20 protein-coding genes and 1 pseudogene are annotated in these 25,845 nt (G+C 70.2%); 9 read left to right on the top strand and 12 right to left on the bottom strand.

Features of this window, described 5'->3' with window-relative positions:
• Positions 1-75: 75 nt before the first annotated feature.
• Entirely contained in the window at positions 76-2,184 is a 2,109-nt protein-coding gene (locus tag H295_RS0128730; RefSeq protein ID WP_028809839.1) for a hypothetical protein, read from the bottom strand.
• A gap of 236 nt (positions 2,185-2,420) precedes the next feature.
• On the opposite strand from H295_RS0128730, the gene gabT reads away from it, so the two are divergent.
• The 4 genes from gabT to H295_RS0128710 all read left to right on the top strand — a co-directional run bounded on the left by gabT (position 2,421) and on the right by H295_RS0128710 (position 8,559).
• Complete coding sequence (gabT, locus tag H295_RS0128725; protein WP_020138806.1) at positions 2,421-3,755, top strand: 4-aminobutyrate--2-oxoglutarate transaminase; 1,335 nt, start codon at positions 2,421-2,423, stop codon at positions 3,753-3,755.
• A 166-nt stretch (positions 3,756-3,921) separates the two neighbouring features.
• Positions 3,922-4,737: a phosphatase PAP2 family protein gene (locus tag H295_RS0128720; protein ID WP_020138805.1), complete on the top strand. Its 816-nt coding sequence runs from the start codon at positions 3,922-3,924 to the stop codon at positions 4,735-4,737.
• Positions 4,738-4,775: 38 nt separating this feature from the next.
• Positions 4,776-7,250 (top strand): McrB family protein, encoded by a 2,475-nt coding sequence (locus H295_RS0128715; protein WP_020138804.1) that lies wholly within the window; start codon positions 4,776-4,778, stop codon positions 7,248-7,250.
• A 4-nt stretch (positions 7,251-7,254) separates the two neighbouring features.
• Positions 7,255-8,559 (top strand): McrC family protein, encoded by a 1,305-nt coding sequence (locus tag H295_RS0128710; RefSeq protein ID WP_020138803.1) that lies wholly within the window; start codon positions 7,255-7,257, stop codon positions 8,557-8,559.
• A 217-nt stretch (positions 8,560-8,776) separates the two neighbouring features.
• On the opposite strand, the gene H295_RS0128705 is transcribed toward H295_RS0128710, so the two are convergent.
• The 7 genes from H295_RS0128705 to H295_RS0128675 form a co-directional block, all read right to left on the bottom strand.
• On the bottom strand, positions 8,777-9,232 hold the full coding sequence (locus H295_RS0128705) for a hypothetical protein (protein WP_020138802.1): 456 nt from the start codon (positions 9,230-9,232) through the stop codon (positions 8,777-8,779).
• A gap of 120 nt (positions 9,233-9,352) precedes the next feature.
• Entirely contained in the window at positions 9,353-10,771 is a 1,419-nt protein-coding gene (locus H295_RS0128700) for an NAD(P)/FAD-dependent oxidoreductase (RefSeq protein ID WP_020138801.1), read from the bottom strand.
• Positions 10,772-10,807: 36 nt separating this feature from the next.
• Positions 10,808-11,608: an ABC transporter permease gene (locus tag H295_RS0128695; RefSeq protein WP_020138800.1), complete on the bottom strand. Its 801-nt coding sequence runs from the start codon at positions 11,606-11,608 to the stop codon at positions 10,808-10,810.
• Positions 11,609-12,538, bottom strand: coding sequence for an ABC transporter permease (locus tag H295_RS0128690; RefSeq protein WP_020138799.1), 930 nt, complete (start codon positions 12,536-12,538; stop codon positions 11,609-11,611).
• On the bottom strand, positions 12,538-13,686 hold the full coding sequence (locus H295_RS0128685; RefSeq protein ID WP_043218112.1) for an ABC transporter ATP-binding protein: 1,149 nt from the start codon (positions 13,684-13,686) through the stop codon (positions 12,538-12,540). Before H295_RS0128685 ends, H295_RS0128690 begins: the two co-directional genes overlap by 1 nt.
• A gap of 5 nt (positions 13,687-13,691) precedes the next feature.
• Complete coding sequence (locus tag H295_RS0128680; protein ID WP_020138797.1) at positions 13,692-14,939, bottom strand: ABC transporter substrate-binding protein; 1,248 nt, start codon at positions 14,937-14,939, stop codon at positions 13,692-13,694.
• A gap of 57 nt (positions 14,940-14,996) precedes the next feature.
• The gene (locus tag H295_RS0128675) at positions 14,997-16,532 is read right to left on the bottom strand and encodes a gamma-aminobutyraldehyde dehydrogenase (protein WP_020138796.1); all 1,536 of its coding nucleotides are present in this window, start codon (positions 16,530-16,532) and stop codon (positions 14,997-14,999) included.
• Positions 16,533-16,743: 211 nt separating this feature from the next.
• Here H295_RS0128675 and H295_RS0128670 point away from each other — a divergent pair, with 211 nt between their 5' ends.
• Positions 16,744-17,313 carry an NADAR family protein gene (locus tag H295_RS0128670; protein WP_020138795.1) on the top strand — a complete coding sequence of 190 codons (570 nt, stop codon included), beginning with the start codon at positions 16,744-16,746 and terminating at the stop codon, positions 17,311-17,313.
• 7 nt (positions 17,314-17,320) lie between these two features.
• Here the strand turns inward: H295_RS0128670 and H295_RS0128665 are convergent, their stop codons facing one another.
• Complete coding sequence (locus H295_RS0128665) at positions 17,321-17,989, bottom strand: DUF4190 domain-containing protein (RefSeq protein WP_028809837.1); 669 nt, start codon at positions 17,987-17,989, stop codon at positions 17,321-17,323.
• A gap of 585 nt (positions 17,990-18,574) precedes the next feature.
• Here H295_RS0128665 and H295_RS0128660 point away from each other — a divergent pair.
• From H295_RS0128660 to H295_RS0128650, 3 genes and pseudogenes are all read left to right on the top strand, one after another.
• Positions 18,575-19,646: pseudogene (locus H295_RS0128660) on the top strand (adenosine deaminase).
• Between the two features lie 60 nt (positions 19,647-19,706).
• Positions 19,707-20,402: a glycerophosphodiester phosphodiesterase gene (locus tag H295_RS0128655; RefSeq protein ID WP_020138792.1), complete on the top strand. Its 696-nt coding sequence runs from the start codon at positions 19,707-19,709 to the stop codon at positions 20,400-20,402.
• A gap of 212 nt (positions 20,403-20,614) precedes the next feature.
• Complete coding sequence (locus H295_RS0128650) at positions 20,615-21,748, top strand: serine hydrolase domain-containing protein (protein WP_020138791.1); 1,134 nt, start codon at positions 20,615-20,617, stop codon at positions 21,746-21,748.
• On the opposite strand, the gene H295_RS0128645 is transcribed toward H295_RS0128650, so the two are convergent.
• The 3 genes from H295_RS0128645 to H295_RS0128635 all read right to left on the bottom strand — a co-directional run bounded on the left by H295_RS0128645 (position 21,741) and on the right by H295_RS0128635 (position 25,135).
• Positions 21,741-22,256, bottom strand: a complete 516-nt coding sequence (locus tag H295_RS0128645) for a hypothetical protein (RefSeq protein ID WP_020138790.1) — start codon at positions 22,254-22,256, stop codon at positions 21,741-21,743. The genes H295_RS0128650 and H295_RS0128645 overlap by 8 nt on opposite strands.
• Positions 22,257-22,319: 63 nt before the next feature.
• Positions 22,320-23,510: a polyamine ABC transporter substrate-binding protein gene (locus H295_RS0128640; RefSeq protein WP_020138789.1), complete on the bottom strand. Its 1,191-nt coding sequence runs from the start codon at positions 23,508-23,510 to the stop codon at positions 22,320-22,322.
• 185 nt (positions 23,511-23,695) lie between these two features.
• Entirely contained in the window at positions 23,696-25,135 is a 1,440-nt protein-coding gene (locus tag H295_RS0128635) for a gamma-aminobutyraldehyde dehydrogenase (protein WP_020138788.1), read from the bottom strand.
• A gap of 171 nt (positions 25,136-25,306) precedes the next feature.
• On the opposite strand from H295_RS0128635, the gene H295_RS0128630 reads away from it, so the two are divergent.
• Positions 25,307-25,831: an Lrp/AsnC family transcriptional regulator gene (locus tag H295_RS0128630; protein WP_020138787.1), complete on the top strand. Its 525-nt coding sequence runs from the start codon at positions 25,307-25,309 to the stop codon at positions 25,829-25,831.
• The last annotated feature ends 14 nt before the right edge of the window (positions 25,832-25,845 follow it).

Genomic DNA, 25,845 nt, shown 5'->3' with positions numbered 1-25,845 from the left:
GAGGCGTGATCTTTTGGCCGCCGTGTATGAACGGCCTGTGAGAAGTCTGCCTCACTGTACGGTCCTCAGGTCACCTCATCCCCGCAGATCCACCAGCAGCGGCGGCGCGTGTTCCCCCTTCACGCTGGTCAGGGACAGCACCGCGTGCCCCGGCGGCACCCCGTGCGCGAGCTCGGACGCGGACCAGCGCTCCCGCTCGACCTGCCGTACGGTCACCGCCCGGGCGGTCGGAGCCTTGCCGGTGATCACCTGGCGCACCGCGTGCAGCACCTTGCCGGCCGGGGTCTCCGCGATGATCTGCCGGTCGGTGACGTCCCGGGCCTCGATCCACTCCTTGCCCCACACCTCGGCGAAGTCCTGCCCGTCCCACGGGGTGAGCCCCGACAGCGCCATCCGGCACCCGGTGGCTCCGAGGAGGGGGCCGCGCAGGGGCCGGGGCACGTCGTCGAGGGTCCGCAGGGTGAGGACGACGCCCGCGTTGCCGGACCGCAGCCGCTGGATGCCGCGCACGGCCTCCGGCGTCACGACCCCGGTGGCGTCGTCGAGGACGAGACAGGCGAACAGCGACCGGTCCTCGCGCACCGCGACACTCGCCGTGAACTGCGCGAGCACCAGCCGCGCCAGCATCCGTGAGGCGTCGGCGTGCCCGCGCTGGGGCAGGTCGATCCGCACCCGCACCGGATGGTCCAGGGCCTTCAGCGAGAACGGCCGCGACTGGCCCGACGTGTCGAAGAACGCGGCGAAGGCGGGCCGGTCGAGCAGCGCCACCCGGTCCGCGAGAATCCCGCCCACATCCCCCGGATGCCCCATCTGCCGCTCCCGCGCGTCCAGTTCACGCAGCAGCGACTCCTGCCCGGCGGCCTGGAGCCCCGTGCGCAGCGCGGCCAGCGGCGCGGGCGCGCCGTCGAGCAGCTGCCGCAGCTCCGGTACGGAGGGGAAGCGGCCGTGCACCGCGCGGAACGGTCCGAGCAGCTGGGCGAGGACGGTGGTGGAGCGCCGGGTGTCGCCGCCCTGGTGCGGCTCGGCGAGATCCCCCACGAGTGCTTCCGCGAGCACGGCGGCGGCCTCGTCGGGGTCGGTGGTGCCCCCGTAGAGGTCGAGGTCGTACACCGACTCCGGATTCCCGATCTGTACGACGACGTCGTAGGCGTCGGCCGGTCCGAGCCCCGCGCCCGCCGCACCGACCACCACGACGGCGGCCCGCCCGGCGAGGGCGTGCAGGCACAGCGACTCGACGAGCGGCCTGACGACGGTCCCGGTCTTCCCGGACCCGGCCGGTCCGACGGCGACCAGCGAGGTGCCGAGCAGTTCGGGGTCGAGGCCGAGCCCGGTGCCCCGGTAGGCGTACGGGTTGCGCGCGTCGTCCGCGGTGGTCCCGAGCCGCACCTGCCCGGTCAGCAGGTCGTGCCGGGCGATCCGGCCGGGCAGGTCGCGGGCGCCGGAGGGGTGCACGCAGGCGGCGGCGCCGTCCTTCAGAACGGTGCCGGTGAAGGTGGCGAGACTGAACCGCCCGGTGCGGACGCCCTGCCAGGCCCGCAGGATCCGGGCATGATCCACATCCCGCATCACCCCGGCCCGAGCCTCAGCAGCAAGCCGCTCCGCGGCATCGACGGCACCGGCGGCACGGAGCTGGGGCCACTCGACGGGGTCCTCGGCCGGAGCGGGGGCGGCCGGCTGCTGCGGCAGTGTGCGGCGCAGCCTCGGGGTGACGAAACGGCGCCATACCTCGCCCCAGCGGCCCAGCTTGCCCACCGCCACCATGATCACCAGGGCGATCAGCAGCTCGTATCCCTTGTAAAGGACGAAATTCCAGGTCTCGTTGCTGGTGTAGCGCCAGGAGTCGGGGACCAGCAGCTTGAACGGCAGCGCCCACCAGGCGCCCAGATAGCCGTTCTGGAGCAGCGACCAGACGAGCCAGCCGACCAGGAACGCGATCAGCGCTCCGGTCAGCAGCTGGCGGCCGGGTACCTCGTCGGGCTCCTCGGCCGGGCGGGGCCGGTACCCGAACCGCCACACCCCCGGCACCGCCTCCGGCCTGGGCGTCCGCAGCCAGGTCAGGAAGGCCGAGCCGTCCTGGGGCCGTGCCGAAGGCGCTTCCGTGGGCATCGGCGGCATCACGGAGCGTGCTCGTGGCACAGGATTCGCATGCGTACCCCGCGCGTCCTGCGTCCCGTCGCTGTCCATCGCCCCTGCTCCCTGACCAGCCGTTCCGTCCACCGTCAGCGGTCAATCTAACGCGGCCGCAAGGGGAGTTCACCGATTGCGCGGCCGAGGCGTCACACCGCCGCGGAAACCGGCTATGTCCACCACGGACAACAGACCGCTCGGACAACGCCCACATGGAGCATGCCCACCCCCCACCGCCCGCCCTAGCCTGCGAGAAGAGAAGGTAAGCGTCGGCAACACCCCAGGAGCCCCTCATGACCGCACTTCCGCAGGAGCGCCGCCTCGTCACCCCCATCCCCGGCCCCAAGTCGCAGGAGCTCCAGGCCCGCCGCCTCGCCGCGGTCGCACAGGGCGTGGGGTCCGTGCTGCCCGTGTTCACGGCGCGCGCGGGCGGCGGGATCATCGAGGACGTCGACGGGAACCGGCTCATCGACTTCGGTTCCGGCATCGCCGTGACCAGCGTCGGCGCCTCCGCCGAGGCCGTCGTCCGCAGGGCGGCCGCCCAGCTCGCCGACTTCACCCACACCTGTTTCATGGTCACCCCCTACGAGGGCTACGTGGAGGTCGCCGAGGCCCTCGCCGAGCTCACCCCGGGTGACCACGAGAAGAAGAGCGCCCTGTTCAACTCCGGCGCCGAGGCCGTCGAGAACGCCGTCAAGATCGCGCGGGCGTACACCAAGCGCCAGGCCGTCGTCGTCTTCGACCACGGCTACCACGGCCGCACCAACCTCACCATGGCGCTGACCGCGAAGAACATGCCGTACAAGCACGGCTTCGGACCCTTCGCGCCCGAGGTGTACCGCGTCCCCGTCGCCTACGGCTACCGCTGGCCGACCGGCCCCGACAACGCCGGTCCCGAGGCCGCCGCGCAGGCCGTCGACCAGATCACCAAGCAGGTCGGCCCGGAGAACGTCGCCGCGATCATCATCGAGCCGGTCCTCGGCGAGGGCGGCTTCATCGAGCCCGCCAAGGGCTTCCTGCCGGCGATCAGCGAGTTCGCCAAGGCCAACGGCATCGTCTTCGTCGCCGACGAGATCCAGTCCGGCTTCTGCCGCACCGGCCAGTGGTTCGCCTGCGAGGACGAGGGCATCGTCCCGGACCTGATCACCACCGCCAAGGGCATCGCCGGCGGTCTTCCGCTGGCCGCCGTCACCGGCCGCGCGGAGATCATGGACGCGGCGCACGCGGGCGGCCTCGGCGGCACCTACGGCGGCAACCCGGTGGCCTGCGCCGGTGCGCTCGGCGCCATCGAGACCATGAAGGAACTCGACCTCAACGCGCGGGCGAAGGCGATCGAGGCCACCATGAAGGCCCGTCTGACCGCCATGGCCGAGAAGTTCGACGTCATCGGCGACATCCGCGGCCGCGGCGCCATGATCGCCATCGAGCTGGTCAAGGACCGTACGACCAAGGAGCCGAACCCGGAGACGACGGCCGCGCTCGCCAAGGCCTGCCACCAGGAGGGCCTGCTGGTCCTGACCTGCGGCACCTACGGCAACGTGCTGCGCTTCCTGCCCCCGCTGGTCATCGGCGAGGACCTGCTGAACGAGGGCCTCGACATCATCGAACAGGCCTTCACCCGGGTCTGACGGCACAGCCGGGACCCAGCGGGATTCCGGGGCTGAGGTGGCGAGGGTCAGAGGGTGTGAAGAAGTGGTGCGAGGTGACGGTGAGGGCGGGATTCGGCCTGTCGTACGCCGTCGCCCTGCCGTAGGTTCTACCCAGATGAGAGATACACCCCGCCCACAGGGGACTGTGGGCGACGCCAGGCCGGGGCCTCCCCAGCTTCGACCTGGTCGTGCCCTCGCGCACACTGCTGGAGCCTCTGGCTCCGGATCTCCTCACCGATCGGACAGTCGCCCGCCCCAAACCCCCCGGGGCGGCCGACGACCCGATCTGATCGGCCGCCCCGGAACCACCCCCCCTGTTCCGGGGCGGCCGGCCTTCCTCATCCTCCTTCTCGGCATTCCGGCCCTCCTCTTCGCCCTGGTCACCTGGCAGGTCGTCGAGGACGGGCCGCTTCTGCGTGTCGACGAACGGGTCAGCCGCGCACTGATCCACCCGGACCGCGCCTCGGCGCTCCTGGCCGACCTCGGCAACATCGGCGTCGCGGTGCCGGTCCTGGTGGCCGCGATCCTCTTCTCGGCCTGGCGTGGCCGCCGTGCCGCCACGGACCGCTGGTGGTTCCCGCCCGTCGCTGCGGCCGTCCTCATGGCCCTGGTCCCGGCCCTGATCGTGCCGCTCAAGGAACTCACGGACCGCCCGGGCACCCCGGTCGTGCCGCCCGCGACCGGCTACTTCCCCTCCGGGCACACCGCCACCGCGGCCATCGCCTACGGCGCCGCGACCCTCATGGTCCTCCCGTGGCTCCGCACGCCCCGCTCCCGCCGAGCCCTGGTCCTCGGCTGCACCCTCCTCGTCCTCGCCGTCTCCTTCGGCCTGGTCCGCCACGGCTTCCACTGGCCCCTGGACGTGGTGGCCAGCTGGTGTCTGTCGGCGGTGCTGCTTCAGCTACTGGCGATGGCTCTCAGGCGCTACGGTCAGGGTCCGACACAGGACGAGAGCGCATAGCCGGTCGCGAGACGGGGCCGGGACCGGGGGAAAGCACCATGCCCGACGAGCAGCACCAGGTGACGGTCACCTTCGAGAACCACGACTTCGCACTGACCCCGTCACCGGGCGAGGTCGTCCTCCCCCTGTACGGCCGCAAGATCCACCACGATCCCCGGTGCGGCCATCTCACCGACGGCGACAGGCTGCCCCGCTTCCCGGACCCCGACCGACTGCTGTGGCGGCGGCTCATCGACTCGGCACCGTCGCACGACACGGGGGGCCGCACCGCGTTCGCCCGATCTGTCGGCCTTCTCGGCGGCTCCGGGCAACCCCTCACCAGCGCATGCAGCTGCGTACTGCGCCCCATCTCGCCTCACCAGGCCGCGACGATGCGGCCGTGGCCCCTGGACGAAGCGGTTCGCGCCTTCGCCGGCGACCGCTTCGCGGAGGAACTGCGCGCGATGAAGGGGGCGGCCGAGGACGTACGCCGTGCCTTCCCCTGGGAGGACTGGCCGACCCTGCCGCTGGAGCGGTACGCCCTCGGGCAGGGGGACAGCGCCAACACTCGGCCGTACTGCTATCAGCTGGAGTTCGGCAGCAAGGCACTCGGCAGCATCGCCGGTGGCTCCTCGACCAAGCACCTCATCTACCAGCGCAGCCAGGACGGTTCCTGGTGGCACGACTCGCGCTACGCCGACGAGCAGGAGGCCTGGCAGGCCGTACGGTCCGGGATCGTCGCGGCCGTGACCGCCGCCCGCGAGGGCCGGATCGCCGACATCGACACCATCGACGCGGTGCGTTCGGGCCCCGCCCTGGTCGCCAAGACGCTGCGGATCTACGCGCCGGAGACCTCCCTCGCGGTCTACGGCCACGACGTCGTACGGCACTTCGTCCACCATCTCACCGGCGAGCCCGTGCCCAAACTGGACCGTTTCGCCCTCCACGCCCGGCTAAAGGAGGTCATCGACGCCGAGGAACGGTTCGTGGGCTGGCCGTACGACCTGGTGGTGCTGTTCCTGTACTGGTGGACCAACCCGGTCCGGACGCAGCAGATTGTGAAGATCGCGCCCGGCGCGAACGGCTCGCTGTGGGACGAGTGCCGGGACGGTGGCTACATTGCGGTCGGCTGGGACGAGGTGGCGGACCTGCGCTCGTTCGCCGACAAGGACGAGTTCCTGGCGGCGTTCATAACCGCCTACACGGACGAGTACAACGGCTACCAGTCGAAGATCTCCGCGAAGGCCAACGAGGTCTGGAAACTCCAGAGTCTGAGGCCCGGCGACTTTGTCGTCGCCAACAAGGGGACGAGCGAGATCCTCGGTGTGGGCCGGGTGGCGGGTGACGGCTACACGTGGCGGGAGGACCGGGCGCAGTACCGGCACACGGTCGAGGTCGAATGGGACGACAGCTTCGCGGGACGGCTGGAGGAACCCGAGCGGTCATGGGCGACCGTCACCGTCAAGGACGTCTCGGCCCAGGTGTGGAGCAGGATCCGGCGGGCCAAGTCGGCGGCACCCTCCGTCGAGGACGATCCGGTCTCCGATCCCGTCGAGGCCGCGCGCCCTCTGGACGCCGGGCTGGCCCCGCTCGCCGAGGCGCTCGACCGGCGGGGCCAGGCGGTGTTGTACGGGCCGCCGGGCACGGGCAAGACCTACACCGCCCTGCGTTTCGCGGTCCGTTGGCTCGGTGAGCTCTGCAGCGACCTGCCGGAGGTGGACCCGTACGCGGAGCCCGGCGCCCGGGCCTTCCGGCGCACGCTGGACGCGTTGACCGCGGCGGGCCGGCTGACCACGGTCACCTTCCACCCCGGCTACGGCTACGAGGACTTCGTGGAGGGCTTCCGTCCGGTGAAGGGCGGGCCCGGCGGTCTGATGCTGGACCGGGTCGACGGGGTGTTCAAGCGGGTGTGCCAGGCAGCCGCCACCGACCCTGGCCACCCTTACCTGGTCGTCGTCGACGAACTGAACCGCGGCAACCTGCCGAAGATCTTCGGCGAGTTGATCACCCTGCTGGAGAAGGACAAGCGGGGCTGCCAGGTACTGCTGCCGCTCAGCCAGGAGCAGTTCACCGTGCCGGACAACGTGTACCTGGTCGGCACCATGAACACGGCCGACCGCTCCATCCGGATGCTGGACGCTGCCGTCCGCCGTCGCTTCGCCTTCCTGGAGCAGCTCCCCGACTCGGCGCCCCTCCAAGGGTGCCATGTGGAACAGTTGCACCTCGCCGACCTGCTCGATGCGCTGAACCAGCGCATACGGACCCATCTCGACCGCGAGAAGCAGATCGGGCAGGCCTTCTTCCTGCCGAACGGAGCCCCGGTCGACACCGTGTCCGGGCTGGCCGCGATCGTCCGTGACGAGATCCTGCCCCTCCTCCAGGAGTACGCCTACGACGACTACTCCCTGCTCGCCGTCTTCCTCGGCGAAACGCTGGTCGATCTGGAGGCGCACACCGTGCGGGATCTCAGCGACGAGGGGCTGGTCACCGCCCTCTACACCGAACTCCAGGTCAAAGCGGGGGCGGTGGAGTAGCTCCGTGGCGACACTGCGGGGAAGCGGACCGCGCCGGATCGATCTGCGGGAGTACGAGACCAGGGTCGTCGAGGGGATCCGGCTCGGCCCGGCCGACCATGCCCTGTGCGCGAGCGAGCAGCTCGCATCGCGCCTCGCCGTCCGGGAACTCGCGGGCGGGAGGCTGGAGGTGACCGCGGGCCCCTCTGTCGGGGTGATCCGGTTCGACGCCTGCGAGATCCGGATCCTGCCCAAGTACCTCGGCGGCGAACTCGACGTGCTGCGCATGCTGGAGTACGCGGCGGGCCGTGGGATCCCGCCGCTCGACGCCACGCGGACGGTGCGCGAGGGCGCCCCGCATCTGCGGGACCTGGTCGCCCTTCTGCTCACCGAGGAGTGCGAACGTCTGCTGTCCCGCGGAGTGCGCCAGGACTACGTCACCACCGAGGACGACCTTCCGGCCGTACGCGGCCGAATCCTGCCGGACCGTCAACTCATGCGGCACTACGGTCGGCTGGACCGGCTCGCCTGCCGTTTCGACGAACACGACACCGACATCCTCGACAACCGTCTCTGCGCCGCCGCGGTCGATCTCGCGGCACGCACGGCCGGAAGTCCTGCCGTACGTGCAAGGGCCCGCCGCGCGGCGACCAGCTTCGCGCGAGTCGCACCCACCCGGCTGGGTGACCTCCGGTCCGCGCTGGCCGGACTCGACTACCACCGGCACAACACCCACTACCGCAGCGCCCACCGCTGGGCGGCCCTGCTGCTGTCCGGCGGCGGTGTCGCCGACCTCCTGGCGCCGGGTCCGCTCGCCTCGCGGGCCTTCCTCGTGGACATGAACGTCCTGTTCGAGGCGTTCCTCACGCGTCTGCTGCGCGAGGCGGCCACCGGCACCGGACTCACCGTGCGCGACCAGGCCCGGCACCGGGGAGTGCTGTACGACGAGCGAACGGAACGTCCCTACGGGGAGGTCCGCCCGGACGTGCTCGTCACCGGGACCGTCGACGGCGAGCCGCTCTGCCGTCCGGTCGACGTGAAGTACAAGCTCTACGACAGCAGGAAGCTGAGCCCCTCCGACCTCTACCAGGCGTTCCTGTACGCGCACGCGCTGGCCCGGCAGCCCTCCGGCGGCCCGCCGACGTGCGTGCTCATCCACCCCGGGAGCGTCTCGGCGACACGGGGGAACATCGCCGTACGCCGCTGGGACGGCACCACGTCCGCCCGGGTGCGCTCCGTGTCCCTGCATCTTCCTTCGGTGCTCGGCGCCCTGGAGGACGCCGAGCGGGCCTCGACGCTCGCGACGGTGTGGTCGGCGGTTCTGGAGTGACTGTCACCATGTCGGTCATGGCGGTGTGAAAGTCGGCACCGCGTGGTGGGAGCCCGGACAGGGTGCGCGTGTCAGCCTGGACGGTCACGTCTGGGCACACTGGGCGTGGTCGCTGCCGGCGGGGGACGCCCGCAGCGCCGCACTCCCACTGCGCACAGGACCGTACGGTCCGCGTCGGCCGCACGGGCGGCCGACGACAGCGCGGTGGTGCGTCGGATCAGCCGTCGTTCTCCGTCGCCAGGCCCGCCGCCGCCTCGTGCATCGCCAGTTCGAGCAGTGCCGGGTCGGTGAGGGTTCCCGAGCCGTCCGGCGGGACCAGCCAGCGCACGCCGGCGCCGGCCACCCGGCCCGGATACGGCACCACGATCCAGGTACCGGCGCCCGCCGTGCGGATGCCGGTGCCCAGCCAGCGGGCCGCGGTCCCCGGCGGCACGAAGAAGCCCATGCGCGCGTCGCCGAAGTCGACGAGCACCGGGCCGAGCTGGTCGAGGATGCGGGTGAGGACGTCGAGCGTGGGATAGCCGAGCTCGCCCGGCAGGATCAGGACGTCCCAGGCCTTGCCTGCTGGCAGCAGGGCCACCCCGAGGGGGTTGCGCTCCCACTCCCAGCGGCAGGCCTCGGGATCCGGTGCGACGGATGCCAGCCACTCGACCGCCGTCTTCGCCCCAGTCATGAGAAGACCTCCCTGTCTCTCGTCGACGCTGTTCGCGTCACGAGGGAGAGGAAGGTCCCCTGGCAGGCATTACGCGGGTTCTGACCACCCGTTGGAGTGAATCAGATCACATACGATCGTTCAGCTGTCGAATCCCAGGCCGAGCTTGTCCATCGTCCTGAGCCACAGATTGCGCCGGCCCCCGTGCGAGTCGGCGCGGGCCAGCGACCACTTGGTCAGCGCGATGCCGGTCCAGGCGAAGGGCTCCGGCGGGAAGGGCAGCGGCTTCTTGCGGACCATCGCCAGCGAGGTCCGCTCGGTGCGCTCCCCGGCCAGCAGATCCAGCATCACGTCGGCGCCGAACCGGGTCGCGCCGACACCGAGGCCCGTGTAGCCGGCCGCGTAGGCGACCCTGCCCTGGTGGGCGGTGCCGTAGAACGCGGAGAACCGCGAGCAGGTGTCGATCGCGCCGCCCCACGCGTGGGTGAAGCGCACTCCCTCCAGCTGCGGGAAGCAGGTGAAGAAGTGCCCGGCGAGCTTGGCGTACGTCTCGGGCCGGTCGTCGTACTCGGCGCGCACCCGGCCGCCGTAGGAGTAGACGGCGTCGTAACCGCCCCACAGGATCCGGTTGTCGGCGGAGAGCCGGAAGTAGTGGAACTGGTTCGCCGAGTCCCCGAGCCCCTGCCGGTTCTTCCAGCCGACCGCCGCGAGCTGCTCCTCGCTCAGCGGCTCGGTCATCAGCGCGTAGTCGTAGACCGGCACGGTGTACGCCCGTACCCGCTTGACCAGGTTCGGGAAGATGTTGGTGCCGAGGGCCACCTTGCGCGCCCTGACGGTCCCGTACGGAGTGCGTACGGCCATGCCGGCGCCGTACGACTTCAGATCCAGGGCCGGCGTGTTCTCGTAGACCCGGACGCCGAGTCCCAGACACGCCCGCTTCAGGCCCCAGACCAGCTTGGCCGGGTTGAGCATGGCCACGCCCCGGCGGTCCCACAGCCCCGCCTCGAAGGTGGGCGAGGCGACCTGTTCGCGCGCGGCGTCCGCGTCCAGGAAGTCGATGCCGTCGGCGAGGCCCTTCTCCCGGAGCTCCTCGTACCAGTCGCGCAGCTCCCACGCCTGGTACGTCTCCGTCGCCACGTCGATCTCGCCGGTGCGCTCGAACTCGCAGTCCAGGTCGTGCCGGGCGACTGCCTTCTCGATCTCGTCGAGGTTGCGGGCGCCCAGCTCCTGGAGCTTCACGATCTCGTCCGGCCAGCGGGTCAGCCCGTTGGGCAGACCGTGCGTGAGGGAGGCCGCACAGAAGCCGCCGTTGCGACCGGAGGCGGCCCAGCCCACCTCACGGCCTTCCAGCAGGACGACGTCCCGCTGCGGATCGCGTTCCTTCGCGTTGAGCGCGGTCCACAGCCCGCTGTACCCACCGCCGACGACCAGCAGGTCGCAGGTCTCGGCGCCGGTGAGGGCGGGCTCGGGGTGCGGCCTGCCGGGGTCGTCCAGCCAGTACGGGACCGGCTGGGCTTCGGAGAGTGCCTTCGTCCAACGGCTCATGGCGCTCGGGGCCATGATGTCAACTCCCTACAGGGGGCTCGTGAAAAGGGCTTACGCCTTTTGCTTGTTACGGCGGTTGCTGATGACCATCGAGGTGAGCACCAGGAGTACGGCGACCAGGAACATGGCCGTACCGATCACATTGATCTGCACCGGGGTTCCACGCTGCGCCGAACCCCAGACGAACATGGGGAAGGTGACGGTCGAGCCCGCGTTGAAGTTGGTGATGATGAAATCGTCGAAGGAGAGCGCGAAGGACAGCAACGCGCCCGCGGCGATTCCGGGGGCCGCGATGGGCAGGGTCACCCGGAGGAAGGTCTGGACGGGACTCGCGTACAGATCCCGGGCTGCCTCCTCCAGGCGCGGGTCCATCGACATCACGCGCGCTTTGACAGCGACGACGACAAAGCTGAGGCAGAACATGATGTGGGCGATCAGGATCGTCCAGAAACCCAGCTGTGCGCCCAGGTTGAGGAAGAGGGTGAGCAGCGAGGCCGCCATGACGACCTCGGGCATCGCCATCGGCAGGAAGATCAGCGAGTTCACGGTGCCCCGCGCGCGGAACCGGTACCGGACCAGCGCGAAGGCGATCATGCTGCCGAGGACGGTCGCGCCGACCGTCGCCCAGAAGGCGATCTGGAGGCTGATCGACAGCGAGCCGCACATGCCGGCGACGCCGCAGGGGTCCTTCCAGGCGTCCGTGGAGAACTGCTGCCACTGGTAGTTGAAGCGGCCCTTCGGTTTGTTGAAGGAGAACACCGTGACGACGATGTTCGGCAACAGGAGATATCCGAGGGTCAGCAGTCCCGCGATGACGACGAAATGGCGCTTGAGCCAGTTGACGAGGGCCATTTAAACCAGATCCTCCGTCCCGGACTTGCGGATGTAGAAGGTGACCATGAGGAGAATCGCGGCCATGAGGATGAAGGAGAGGGCTGCGGCCGTCGGATAGTCCAGAATCCGCAGGAACTGGGTCTGGATGACGTTTCCGATCATGCGTGTGTCGGTCGAGCCGAGGAGTTCGGCGTTCACGTAGTCACCGGCCGCCGGGATGAAGGTCAGCAGCGTCCCGGACACCACGCCCGGCATCGACAGCGGGAAGGTCACCCTGCGGAAGGTGGTGACCGGCTTGGCGTACAGGTCGCCGGCCGCCTCGTGGAGCCGTCCGTCGATGCGCTCCAGGGAGGTGTAGAGCGGCAGGATCATGAACGGCAGGAAGTTGTACGTCAGACCGCACACCACCGCGAGCGGCGTGGCAAGGACACGGTCGCCGGCGGTCCAGCCGAGCCAGTCGGTGACGTCCAGGACGTGCAGCGTGTTGAGGACGCCGACGACCGGGCCGCCGTCCGCGAGGATCGTCTTCCAGGCGAGGGTGCGGATCAGGAAGCTGGTGAAGAACGGCGCGATCACCAGGATCATGATCAGGTTCCGCCAGCGGCCCGCGCGGAACGCGATCAGGTACGCCAGCGGGTATCCCAGCACCAGACAGAGGATCGTCGCTGCACCGGCGTACAGGATCGACCGCAGGAACTGCGGCCAGTACTCGGACAGCGCGTCCCAGTAGGTGGCGAAGTGCCAGGTGACCTTGTAGCCCTCCTCCAGGGAGCCCGTCTGCACGGACGTGGAGGCCTGGTAGATCATCGGCAGCGCGAAGAAGACCAGCAGCCAGAGGATGCCGGGCAGCAGCAGCCAGTACGGCGTGAAGCGGCCCCTTCTGCGGGGCGGCTTCTTCTCCGGCGCGGTCGGCGAGAGAGGCGGGGGCGCCTCGGTGAGCGTCGCCATCAGACCGTCGCCTCTTCCTGGATGCCGGCGTCGATGTCCTGGGCCGCGTCCAGACCGAAGGTGTGGGCCGGGTTCCAGTGCAGGACGACCTCGGCGCCGGGCACCAGGCGGGCGTCGCGGTCGATGTTCTGGGCGTAGACCTCGAACTCGGGACAGACGGGGCTGTCGATGACGTACAGCGTGGAGACGCCGATGAAGGAGGAGTCGGCGATCGTCCCGGTGATGCGGTTGCGGCCCTCGGGGATCTCCCCGGCCTGGTCCGCGTGGGTGAGGGAGATCTTCTCGGGCCGGACACCGACGAGCACCTTGCCGCCGGTCGCCGCGGGCCCGGAGTAGCGCGCCTCGGGCAGGACCAGCTTGCCGCCGCCGGCCTTCAGGACGATCTCGCCGCCGCTCTTCGAGTCGACCTCGGCCTCGATGAGGTTGGAGGTGCCGAGGAAGTTGGCGACGAAGGTGGTCTGCGGGTTCTCGTACAGGTCGGTCGGCGAGCCGAGCTGCTCGACGCGGCCCGCGTTCATCACGGCGACCGTGTCGGCCATGGTCATGGCCTCCTCCTGGTCGTGCGTGACGTGCACGAAGGTGATGCCGACCTCGGTCTGGATGCGCTTGAGCTCCAGCTGCATCTGACGGCGCAGTTTGAGGTCGAGGGCGCCGAGCGGTTCGTCGAGGAGAAGCACCTTGGGCGTGTTGATCAGCGCCCGCGCCACCGCGACCCGCTGTTGCTGGCCACCCGACAGCTGGTGCGGCTTCTTGCGGGCCTGCTCACCCAGCTGCACGAGCTCCAGCATGTCCTCGACCTGCTTCTTCACCGACTTGATGCCGCGCCGGCGCAGACCGAAGGCGACGTTCTCGAAGATGTCGAGGTGCGGGAAGAGGGCGTACGACTGGAAGACGGTGTTCACCGGCCGCTTGTAGGGAGGCAGCCGGGTGACCTCCTGGTCGCCGAGGTGCACGGTGCCCGTGGTGGGCTCCTCCAGACCGGCGATCATGCGCAGGGTGGTCGTCTTGCCGCAGCCGGAGGCGCCGAGCAGGGCGAAGAAGGAGCCCTGGGGCACGGTCAGGTCCAGCGGGTGCACGGCGGTGAAGCCGTTGTCGTACGTCTTGCTGATACCGGAGAGGCGGACGTCGCCGCTGGTGTCCTTGGTCATCTTCGTCACGCCCCTGTGAGCTTCGCGAACTTCTGCTGGTAGGCCGTCTCTTCCTTCGAGCTCAGTGCGCGGAAGGCGTGGGACTTTGCCTGCATGGCCTTGTCGGGGACGATCAGCGGGTTGCTCGCCGCCGTCTTGTCGATCCTGGACAGATAGGGCACCACTCCCGCGACCGGGCTGACGTAGTTGACGTAGGCGGCGAGTTCGGCGGCCGGTTCGGGCTCGTAGTAGTAGTCGATGAGCCGCTCTGCGTTCGTCTTGTGCCGGGCCTTGTTGGGGATCAGCATGTTGTCGGTCGACGTCATGTAGCCGCTGTCGGGGATGACGTAGCCGACGTCCGGGTTGTCCGCCTGCAGCTGGACGATGTCGCCACCCCAGGCCACGCATGCGGCGAAGTCGCCCTTGGTGAGGTCGGACGTGTAGTCGTTGCCGGTGAAGCGACGGATCTGTCCCTTGTCGACGGCCTTCTGGAGCCGGGCGATGACGGCGTCGTAGTCGTCGTCGGTGAACTTCGCCGGGTCCTTGCCCATGTCCAGCATGGTCATGCCGACGGTGTCACGCATCTCGGTCAGGAAGCCGACACGGCCCTTGAGCTTGGGATTGTCGAGGAGGTCGGAGATCGACTTCACCTCGACGCCGTCGAGGGCCTTCTTGTTGTAGGCGACGACGGTCGAGATGCCCTGCCACACGTACGAGTAGGCGCGGCCCGGGTCCCAGTCGGGGCTGCGGAACTGGTCCGAGAGGTTGGCGAAGGCGTGCGGCAGGTTCGACGCGTCCAGCTTCTGGACGTAGCCGAGCCGGATCATGCGGGCGGCCAGCCAGTCGGTGAGGACGATCAGGTCGCGGCCGGTGTCCTGGCCCGCGGCGAGCTGCGGCTGGATCTTGCCGAAGAACTCGTCGTTGTCGTTGATGTCCTCGGTGTACTTGACCGTGATGCCGGTCCGCTTGCGGAACGCGTCCAGCGTGGGGTGGTGCTTCTCGCTGTCGTCCACGTCGATGTACTCGGGCCAGTTGGAGAAGTTGACCTCCTTCTCCTTGGCCGAGTGGTCGTCGGCGGACTGGCCGCCCTGTGTCTTGCCGGCCGCGGGGATGCCGCAGGCGCTCAGTGCGCCGAGGCCACCGACGGTGAGCGCGCCGCCCGCGGAGGCGCGCAACAGGGACCGGCGGGTCATCGCCGCCCGGCCGTTGCGAAGGCTGCGCCGCATCGCGGCCGCCACGGCCGGCGACAGGCGGTCGGGCTCGTACTGCTCCATGCGCTGGTGCCCTTTCGGGAAGGTGGGCGGCCGCTGGTCGGGCGGCCTGAACGATGGCTATCGGTCCCCGAAGATCGTGCGGTGCCAGTCCTTCGCGGCCACCGCGGTGTTGTCGAACATGACGTGCTTGATCTGCGTGTACTCCTCGAACGAGTACGAGGACATGTCCTTGCCGAAGCCGGACGCCTTGTACCCGCCGTGCGGCATCTCGCTGATGATCGGGATGTGGTCGTTGACCCACACGCACCCGGCCTTGATCTCCCGCGTGGCGCGGTTCGCCCGGTAGACGTCCCGGCTCCAGGCGGAGGCGGCGAGCCCGTACGGCGTGTCGTTGGCGAGCCTGATGCCCTCGTCATCAGTATCGAACGGCAGCACCACGAGCACCGGCCCGAAGATCTCGGACTGGACGATCTCGCTGTCCTGGGCGGCGTCGGCGACGAGGGTGGGCTTGTAGTAGGCACCCTTGGCGAGCTCTCCCCCGGGCACCTCCCCGCCGGTCACCACGCGCGCGTAGCCACGCGCACGGTCGACGAACCCGGCGACCCGGTCCCGCTGGACGTGTGAGATCAGCGGCCCGAGATCGGTACCGGCGGCGAACGGGTCGCCGAGCCGGACGGTTTCCATGAGGGCGGCGGTCCGCTCCACGAACGCCTCGTACAGCGGTCGCTGCACGTACGCGCGCGTGGCGGCCGTGCAGTCCTGCCCGGTGTTGATGAGCGCGCCGGCGACGGCCCCGTGGACGGCGGCCTCCGGATCGGCGTCGTCGAACACGACGAAGGGAGCCTTGCCGCCCAGCTCCAGATGCAGCCGCTTGACGGTGGCGGTGGCGATCTCGGCGACCCGCTTGCCGACCGCGGTCGACCCGGTGAAGGAGGTCATGGCCACGTCGGGATGGCCGACGAGACGCTCCCCGGCCTCCTTCCCGGTCCCGGTGACGATGTTGACGACCCCGGCGGGGATCCCGGCGTCGACGGCGGCCTGCGCGAAGAGCAGGGACGTGAGCGGAGTGATCTCGGCGGGCTTCAGGACGATCGTGTTGCCCGCCGCGATGGCCGGAAGGATCTTCCAGGCGGCCATCTGGAGCGGATAGTTCCAGGGCGCGATGGACCCGACGACCCCGATGGCCTCACGCCGCACGTACGACGTGTGGTCCCCGGAGTACTCCCCCGCGGACTGCCCCTGAAGATGCCGTGCGGCACCGGCGAAGAAGGAGGTGTTGTCGATGGTCCCCGGGACGTCGAACTCCCGGGTCAGCTTCAGCGGCTTCCCGCACTGGAGGGACTCCGCGCGGGCGAAGTCCTCGGCCCGGTCGGCGAGCACGGCGGCGAACCGGTGCAGGGCGTCGGACCGCTCACCGGGAGTGGCGCCCGCCCAGCCCGGGAAGGCCGCCCGGGCCGCGGCGACGGCGGCATCCACATCCGCCGCGCCCGCCAGTTCATAGCTGAGGACCTCCTCCCCGCTCGCGGGGTCGACGACCGCGTGCGTCCGCCCGGAGGTCCCCCTGGTGAGACGCCCGCCGATGAACTGCGCGCCCTCGGCGAAGCGCTCCTGGGCCGCGAACCGGTCCGGGGTGGCACTGCCCGGCTTGTGCATGTCGCTCTCCTCCGCCGTGACCCCTCGGCTCCCGAGGGTGGGTGGCGTAGCTCCAGCTCGATTTGAGTGCCGATCCTGACAGAGCAATGACACTCCTACAAGTGATTCCGTTGTTGCCTTTCGGTTACGCGACGGAATCTGTCGACCAGGTGTCGAGTCGCCCCCGAAAAGGCAGGACGGAGTGTCAGTGGTGCCTGTCAGACTCGCGTGCATGGGGAAGATCACGGGGAAGATCGACACGCAGGACGCCCTGGTCAAGCAGGTCCGAGCAGGCGCACACATCAAGTATCTGCACTTCTGGGGACACCGCCCGCGTCCGGACGGCCGCGTCGGCGCGAGCTGCCTGAGCCAGTGGTGGCCGTCACCGTTCGTGGTGGCCGGAGTGACCTATGCGACCGCCGAGCACTGGATGATGGCGGGCAAGGCGCGGCTTTTCGAGGACCGGGAAGCGGAAACGCGGGTGCTGTCCGCCGGGCACCCGGCCGAGGCCAAGAAGGCGGGCCGTCTGGTGCGCGGCTTCGACGAGCAGGTCTGGCAGCGGGAGCGCTTCGGGATCGTCGTCGAGGGCAGCGTCCACAAGTTCGCGGCCCACGACGACCTGCGCGCGTTCCTCCTGGGCACCGGCGACCGGGTGCTGGTGGAGGCCAGCCCGGTCGACCGCGTCTGGGGCATCGGCCTCGCCGCGGACGACGAGGCGGCCGGCGACCCCGAGCGCTGGCGCGGCCCGAACCTGCTGGGCTTCGCGCTGATGGAGGCGCGGGAGCGCCTCAGAGACGCCTGATCGGACGTCAGTGCTGCTGGGCCGCCGCGGCGGCGGGCAGGGAGCCGTCGTAGTAGTCGGGCTCGTCGTCGGAGTTGACGGCGGCCACGATGACGAAGGCCATGAAGACGAGCACGATCAGACCGAGGATCGTCCCGATGATCCCGGTGATGAAACCGGCCTGCGCCTGTCCCCGGTTGGTGGCCTCACCACGCTCGGCCCGCTTGCGTCCCTTGATGCCGAAGACGATGGCGAGGACACCGAGCGCGAGCGAGAGGATGCCGTAGAAGCAGAACAGGGCGCAGGACAGGATGCCCAGCACCATCGCGGCGACACCCATCCCGTTCTGCGGGGGCACGGGCGGGGCCCAGCCGTAGCCCTGCGGGGCTTGCGGGGCCTGCGGATAGCCGGGGTATCCGTATCCGGCCCCGGCACCGGGACCGCCGGGCGCGATGGGAGGCGGCGGCACGAAACCGGGCCCACCGGGTCCCTGCTCGGGGGCGGGGTAGCCGTAACCGGGGGTGGGGGCCGCGGGGGCGGGGGGCGGAAAGCCGTACCCGTCACTGGGCACCGACGTCACGGTGTTCTGATCGTGCACGGAGGGCGGCGGCGGGCTCTTCTCCAACGAGGGCCCACTCTCGGGCGCGGCCCACGGGTCCCGCCCACCCTCCCCACCCGACTGCATTCCGTCCGTCATGCCCATGTCCCCCTAGGTCGTTCGTACGCCCATGCTACCCGGCAGGCCGGCCGGGGTGGGCTTGAGCAGGGGGGATGCGGGGTTCGGTTGTCCGGCGGGTGCGGGTCCGTCGTGGCTGGTCGCGCAGTTCCCCGCGCCCCCGCTGCGCTGGGCTTGGGCCGGGCGCCTAGGGGGGTGCCGGGTTCACTTGTCGGGCGGGTGCGGGTGCGTCGTGGCTTGTCGCGCAGTTCCCCGCGCCCCTGAGGAGTTGCAGTCCACGTGCGCTACGACGGCACCGTTCGCCGCGTACGGCGTGAAGGGGACGGGGTGGGGGGTGTCCGCCCGCAGCGGCCGGCGTCCGGAACCGGGCCCCTGATCGAGAGACCGAGCCGCCGGACCGAGGACGGACACCCCCCACCCCGGCACCGACCCACAACGCACCCGCACGCGCTACACAAGCCCCCACCGAACCGCAACGGGCCGCCGCAGGCATCCAGGGGCGCGGGGAACTGCGCAAAACGCCCGCCCCCACCCACCCCGCAGACAACCAACCACCCACAACCCCCACCCCACCCCCCGTCCTACGATGACCCCACAGATCAGCCGATCAGGGAAGGCCCGCATGCCGACGACACCCGACACCAACCCCCACCCCCTCTCCGCCTTCATCGCCGAACTGCCGAAGGCCGAACTACACGTCCACCACGTCGGCTCCGCCTCCCCCCGCATCGTCTCCGAACTCGCCGCCCGCCACCCCGACTCCAAGGTCCCCACCGACCCCGAAGCCCTCGTCGACTACTTCACCTTCACGGACTTCGCCCACTTCATCGACGTCTACCTCAGCGTCGTCGACCTGATCCGCACCCCCGAGGACGTCCGGCTCCTGACCTTCGAGGTCGCCAGGGATCTCGCCCGCCAGCAGGTCCGCTACGCGGAGCTCACCGTCACCCCGTTCTCCTCCACCCGCCGCGGCATCGACGAGCGCGCGTTCATGGAGGCGATCGAGGACGCCCGCAAGGCGGCGGAGTCCGAGTTCGGCACGGTCCTGCGCTGGTGCTTCGACATCCCCGGCGAGGCCGGCCTGGAGGCCGCCGAGGAGACGACCCGGCTCGCCACCGACGACCGCCTCCGCCCGGAGGGCCTCGTGAGCTTCGGGCTCGGCGGCCCCGAGATCGGCGTCCCCCGCCCCCAGTTCAAGCCGTACTTCGACCGGGCCATCGCCGCCGGCCTGCACTCCGTCCCGCACGCCGGCGAGACGACCGGCCCGGAGACGGTGTGGGACGCCCTCACCCACCTCCGCGCCGAGCGCATCGGCCACGGCACCAGCTCCGCCCAGGACCCGAAGCTCCTCGCGCACCTGGCCGAGCACCGCATCCCGCTGGAGGTGTGCCCCACCTCCAACATCGCCACCCGGGCCGTCCGCACCCTCGACGAGCACCCGATCAAGGAGTTCGTGCGGGCCGGGGTCGTCGTCACGATCAACTCCGACGACCCGCCGATGTTCGGGACCGACCTCAACAGCGAGTACGCCGTGGCGGCGAGGCTCCTGGACCTCGACGAACGCGGCCTGGCGGAACTCGCGAAGAACGCCGTCGACGCGTCCTTCCTGGACGAACCCGGCAAGGCGAGGATCAAGGACGAGATCGACAGCCGCACCGCCTCCTGGCTCGCCCCCTGAGCCCACCGCAGCGAACCAACCGCAACGAACCAACCGCAGCGAACCCACCACAATGGGCCCATGCAGAAGCTGACGGCCGTGGCACACCGCGGCGCCCCCTACCGCGTCCGTGAGAACACGATCGACTCCCTGCGTACCGCGCTCGACCTGGGCGCGGACGCGGTGGAGGTCGACGTACGGCTCACCAGGGACGGCGTGCCGGTCCTCCTCCACGACCACACGCTGAAACGGCTGTGGGAGCACGACCGTCCGCTGCTGTCCCTGTCCGCGGACGAGGTGCGCGGGCTGACCGACGGCCGGGTGCCGACGCTCGCGGAGGCGCTGCGGGCCACCGAGGGCGACCGCCTGATGCTGGACCTGCCCGGCACCCGCGAGGTGCGGGTCGCCCGCCGCATCGTCGACGTGGTCCGGGAGGAGGGCGCCCAGGACCGCGTCTACTACTGTGCCGACGCCGGCGCCATGCTCGCCGTCCGCGAGGCCGACCCGTCCGCGGAGATCGCGCTCACCTGGACGAGCCTCGCACCCCCGCGCCCCGCCCTGCTGAACGCGGTCAAGCCCCGCTGGCTCAACTACCGCTTCGGCCTCATGGACCGGGACCTCGCCGAACGCATCCACACGGACGGGTATCTGATCTCCGTGTGGACGCCGGACACCCGCCGCTCGATGCGCCGGCTCGCCGAGATGGGCGTCGACTCGATCACGACCAACCGCGTGGACCTGCTCTGCGCCCTGCGGGCGGCCGACACCGCGGGGTAGCACCCCTGAGCCCGGCAGTGAAGGCGCCCCGGCCTCCGCCTCCGCGACAGCAGTTCTTCTCCCCTAGGGGGTTTCTCCGGGCAACTCCCTTGCAGGAAGCGCGAGTTGCTCAGGGTTCCACCAGGGTCGAGGCCCTCCTCCGTGAGGATCCCGCTCTCTCGACGGCCCCGCAGGATGATCACACAGCCATCCACACCCCCAGGAGCCGACCCGTGCCCGACTTCCGTCGCAGAAGCCTCCTCTCCGGCGCCCTCGCCGCACCCCTGGCCGTCGCCCTGCCCGCCTCCCCGGCGGCCGCTCGCACCGCCTCCGGGCCGGACGCCGAGGCGTTACGCGCCGCGATCGCCGGGCTTCCGGACGCGGACGCCACCGCCGCCCTGGTGCGGGTCGGCGGCCGGGACGGCAGATGGCGGGGCAGTGCGGGCGTGCACGACCTGGAGAGCGGGCGGCCCGCCGACCCCGACGCCCGCTTCCGGGCCGGGTCGACGACGAAGGTGGTGACGGCGGCGACGGTACTGCGGCTGGCCGCCGAGGGGCGGATCGACCTGGAGGGGCCGGTCCAGGACTGTCTGCCCGGTCTCCTGGGCAGCCGGTTCCGGCCGGTCACCGTCCGGCAGTTGCTGAACCACACCAGCGGCATCCCGGCGGGCGACGGTCTCGGCACCACCTTCGAGGAGGTGTACGCCCGCCGCTTCGAGACGCTCGACCCGCAGCGGGTGGCCGCGTCCGCGGGCGCCAAGGAGCCGGAGTTCTGCCCGGGTAGGCGGCAGCACTACCTCAACATCAACTACACGTTCCTCGGTCTGCTGATCGAGCGGGTGACGGGGCGGTCGTACGCCTCGGAGGCCGCCCGGCTGGTGCTGGCGCCGGCCGGGATGCGGGACACGTACTTCCCGGGCACCGACCCGCGCATCCTCGGTCCGCACAACCGGGGCTACCAGGCGGTGCGGAGGGCAGACGGAACCACGGAACTCCTGGACGTCACGGAATGGAACCAGGCGGACCGGTTCGCGGCCGGGGACATGATCTCCACGACCGCGGACCTGGAGCGCCTGCTCACCGGTCTCTTCCGGGGCCGGATCGTCCCGCGGCCGTTGATGAAGGAGCTGTTCGCGGTCCCGGCGGACATCACGGGGGCGAGTTACAGCGCGGGCGGCCTCCAGCGCTTCGAGTCCGGCGGGACCGTGTACTGGGTCAAGACCGGTGGCCGGTACGGCTACAACTCGGCGATCGCCGGCACCTGCGACCTGCGCCGCACGACCGTCTACTCGGTCAACTCCACCGACGCGAAGAGCGAGGACGCGAACCCGGTCGTCGGCCGGATCGTCGCGGCCGCGCTCAGGTAGCGGGCACGGCCCGGACGCCGGGCGGGGTGAGCGCCTCCAACTGCTTGATCTTCCTCCGTACGACATACAGCGGGACCACTCCGAGCACCCCGAACGCCATGTCGAGCACGCTCCACCAGAACGGGATGCCCCGGATCGGTCCGCAGATCAGGGCGAGCGGGATGATCCCCGCGCAGGCGATCATCCCGAACTCGACGACCCAGATGTTGCGGACCGGGTCGCGGTAGGGGCCGTAGAAGGCGACCGCGATGACCAGGTGGGCGAAGGCCAGCCAGTCCGTGCCGTAGAGGAGGAAGGGATAGTCGGCGTCGGCGGTGTCGAGTCCGTGCCGGACCCGGGTGATCCAGTCCGTCAGGGCGTCCGGCGCGGGCAGGTGCCGCAGCACGTCCTCGGTCCACCGCAGTTCGTGGACCAGCGGGAACGCGGTGACCCCGCTGAGCACCAGGCAGACGACGAAGACCACCAGCCATGCGCGGATGCCCCTGAGTTGGGCGGCTCTGTCACTCATGGCAGCAGCGTACGCCTGGAATTGAACATGTTCAAAACATTGAGTGTCGCTACCTGGGCGCTCTCACAACCCCACGATCGCGTTCCACCGCTTGGCGAACCCGACCCGCTCCTTCGACGTGATGTCCCGCGCGATCACCAGCCGTTCGCGCATCTCCGCGTCGGGGAAGATCAGGGGGTTCTCGGCGAGCGCGGCCGTGTCCTCGTCCTTCGACGCGGCCAGGACCTCCCGCGCGGCCGGGACGGGGCAGACGTAGTTGACCCAGGCGGCGAGTTCGGCGGCGACCTCGGGCTCGTAGTAGTAGTCGATCAGCCGCTCGGCGTTGGTCTTGTGAAGGGCCCGGTCCGGGATCATCAGGGAGTCCGACCACAGCTCCGCGCCCTCCTCGGGGACGACGAAGCGGATGTCGGGGTTGTCCGCCCGGAGCTGGATCACGTCCCCGGAGTAGGCCTGGCAGGCCAGGACGTCGCCGGTGACGAGGTCCTTGGTGTAGTCGTTGCCGGTGAAGCGGCGGATCCGGCCGCCCCTGACGTACGTCTCGACCTGGTCGCAGACCTCGTGGAAGTCGTCCGCCGTCCACCGGGTGATGTCGACGCCGTTGCCCTGCATGAGCAGCGCGAAGGCCTCGTCGAGACCGGAGAGCAGGGTCACCCGGCCCTTGAGGTCGCTCGCCCAGAGGTCCTTCACGTGCCGGATCTCGCGGCCCAGCTTCCTGCGGTTGTACGCGATGCCGGTGATCCCCGACTGCCAGGGCACGGTGTACCTGCGGCCCGGGTCGAAGGCGGGTGAACGCAGCAGCGGGTCAAGGTACTTCGCGACGTTCGGCTGCCGCGCCCGGTCCATCTCCTGCACCCAGCCCAGCCGGACGAACCGCGCGCACATCCAGTCGCTGACGACGACGAGGTCGCGCCCGGTCTGCTGGTGGTTCATCAGGGCGGGGCTGATCTTGCCGAAGAACTCGTCGTTGTCGTTGATCTCCTCGACGTAGTCGACGGCGATCCCGGTGCGTTTGCCGAAGGCGTCCAGCGTCGGCCGCTTCGTCGAGTCGGAGTCGTCCGTGTCGATGTAGAGCGGCCAGTTCGCCCAGGTCAGCCGCTTGTCGGCGGCGGAGCGATCGGGGACGGCCCGATCGCCCGCCGACACGTACGCAGCGGGCACACCGCAGCCGGCGAGCCCGCCCAGCACGGCCCCGCCACCGAGGGCGCGCAGCAGGGTCCGACGGGAGAGCGGAGACGTCCGCGGTGCGAGGGGCATTGCGGCAGCATGCCGCCCCGCACCGCGCACCGACAATCGACGCAGCGTCAAGCGGAGCGGTGCGCGACGGACACCTTGTCAAACCTCAAGGCACCGGATCAGCTGCCCCACCCAGGGGCGCGGGGAACCGCGCGACCGACCCCCACGCACCCGCAGCCGAACAAGCACCCGCCCGCCCCGAAGACCTACGCGTCCAACGACGTCATCACATGCTTGATCCGCGTGTAGTCCTCGAACCCGTACCCCGACAGGTCCTTGCCGTAGCCCGACTTCTTGAACCCGCCGTGCGGCATCTCCGCGACCAGCGGGATGTGCGTGTTGATCCACACGCACCCGAAGTCCAGCCTCTTCGACATCCGCATCGCACGGCCGTGGTCCTTGGTCCACACCGAGGACGCGAGCGCGTACTCGACCCCGTTGGCCCAGGACACGGCCTGCTCCTCGTCGGAGAAGGACTGCACGGTGATGACCGGCCCGAACACCTCGTTCTGGATGATCTCGTCGTCCTGCTTCAGCCCCGACACCACGGTCGGCGCGTAGAAGTACCCCTTGTCACCGACCTGGTGACCGCCCGCCTCGACCTTCGCGTGCGCGGGCAGCCGGTCGATGAAGCCGGAAACCTGCTTGAGCTGGTTCGGGTTGTTGAGGGGACCGAACAGCACGTCCTCGTCGTCCGGCTGCCCCGTCTTCGTCTCGGACGCGGCCTTCGCCAGCGCGGCCACGAACTCGTCGTGGATCGAGGACTGCACCAGCACGCGCGTGGCCGCCGTACAGTCCTGACCGGCGTTGAAGAAGCCCGCGACGGAGATGTCCTCGACGGCCTTGGCGATGTCGGTGTCCTCGAAGACGACGACCGGCGCCTTGCCGCCCAGCTCCAGGTGCACCCGCTTCAGGTCCCTGGACGCGGACTCGGCGACCGACATGCCGGCCCGCACGGACCCGGTGATGGAGGCCATCGCCGGGGTCGGGTGCTCGACCATCAGCCGGCCGGTGTCCCGGTCACCGGTGATGACGTTGAAGACGCCCTTGGGCAGGATCGAGCCGATGATCTCGGCGATGAGGACGGTCGACGCCGGCGTCGTGTCCGACGGCTTCAGCACGACCGTGTTGCCCGCGGCGATCGCCGGCGCGAACTTCCACACGGCCATCATCATCGGGTAGTTCCAGGGCGCGACCTGCGCGCAGACGCCCACCGGCTCGCGGCGCACGATCGAGGTCAGGCCCTCCATGTACTCACCGGCGGACCGGCCCTCCAGCATCCGCGCCGCACCGGCGAAGAAGCGGATCTGGTCGACCATCGGCGGGATCTCCTCGGACCGCGTGAGCCCGATCGGCTTGCCGGTGTTCTCCACCTCGGCCGCGATGAGCTCCTCGGCCCGCTCCTCGAACGCGTCGGCGATCTTCAGCAGGGCCTTCTGCCGCTCGGCGGGCGTCTTGTCCCGCCAGCCCGGGAAGGCGGCAGCCGCGGCGGCCATCGCCGCGTCCACGTCCGCCTGCCCGGACAGCGGCGCGGTCGCGTACGCCTCACCGGTCGCGGGGTTGACCACGTCCGTGGTCCGTCCGTCGGCGGCGTCCCGGAACTCACCGTCGATGTAGTTGCGCAGACGACGCAGCTCGGTGCTCACTGCCGGCCTCCTGAGGGGGTTTGGAACTGTCCACTGGCTGAGACACCCACCCTAATCGGGCGGCCCACGTTTTCAACACCCCCGATCGCGCCAAGGCTGCGAAATCCGCAGGTCTCGGTAGCGTAAACAACGGATTTCATCGCCTCGGCCTTGCGGAAGTGTCGAGACGTCGTGCACAGTGACGTCGTGGCCAGTCGAAGCACAGACCCCAGGGACTCACGGGTCGTCCGCGAGTCCAGGAACGGCACCCCGCATCTGGATGCCGTCTCCCTCGCCATCATCGAACAGCTCCAGGAGGACGGCCGCCGTCCGTACGCCGCGATCGGCAAGGCCGTGGGCCTCTCCGAGGCGGCCGTGCGCCAGCGCGTCCAGAAGCTGCTCGACCAGGGCGTGATGCAGATCGTCGCCGTCACGGACCCGCTCACCGTGGGCTTCCGGCGCCAGGCGATGGTCGGCATCCACGTGGAGGGCGACGTGGAGTCCGCGGCCGAGGCCCTGACGGCCATGCCGGAATGCGAGTACGTGGTGATGACCGCCGGCTCGTTCGACCTCATGGTGGAGATCGTCTGCGAGGACGACGACCACCTCCTGGAGGTCATCAACCGCCGTATCCGGGCCATCCCCGGAGTGCGCTCCACCGAGAGCTTCGTCTATCTGAAGCTCAAGAAGCAGACCTACATGTGGGGAACCCGATAACCGTGAGGACCCGA

The organism is Streptomyces sp. 351MFTsu5.1 (assembly GCF_000383655.1).
Lineage (GTDB): Bacteria > Actinomycetota > Actinomycetes > Streptomycetales > Streptomycetaceae > Streptomyces > Streptomyces griseorubiginosus.
Note: the sequence above shows the minus strand (reverse complement) of the source record. Positions and strands in the feature narration are given on the sequence as shown.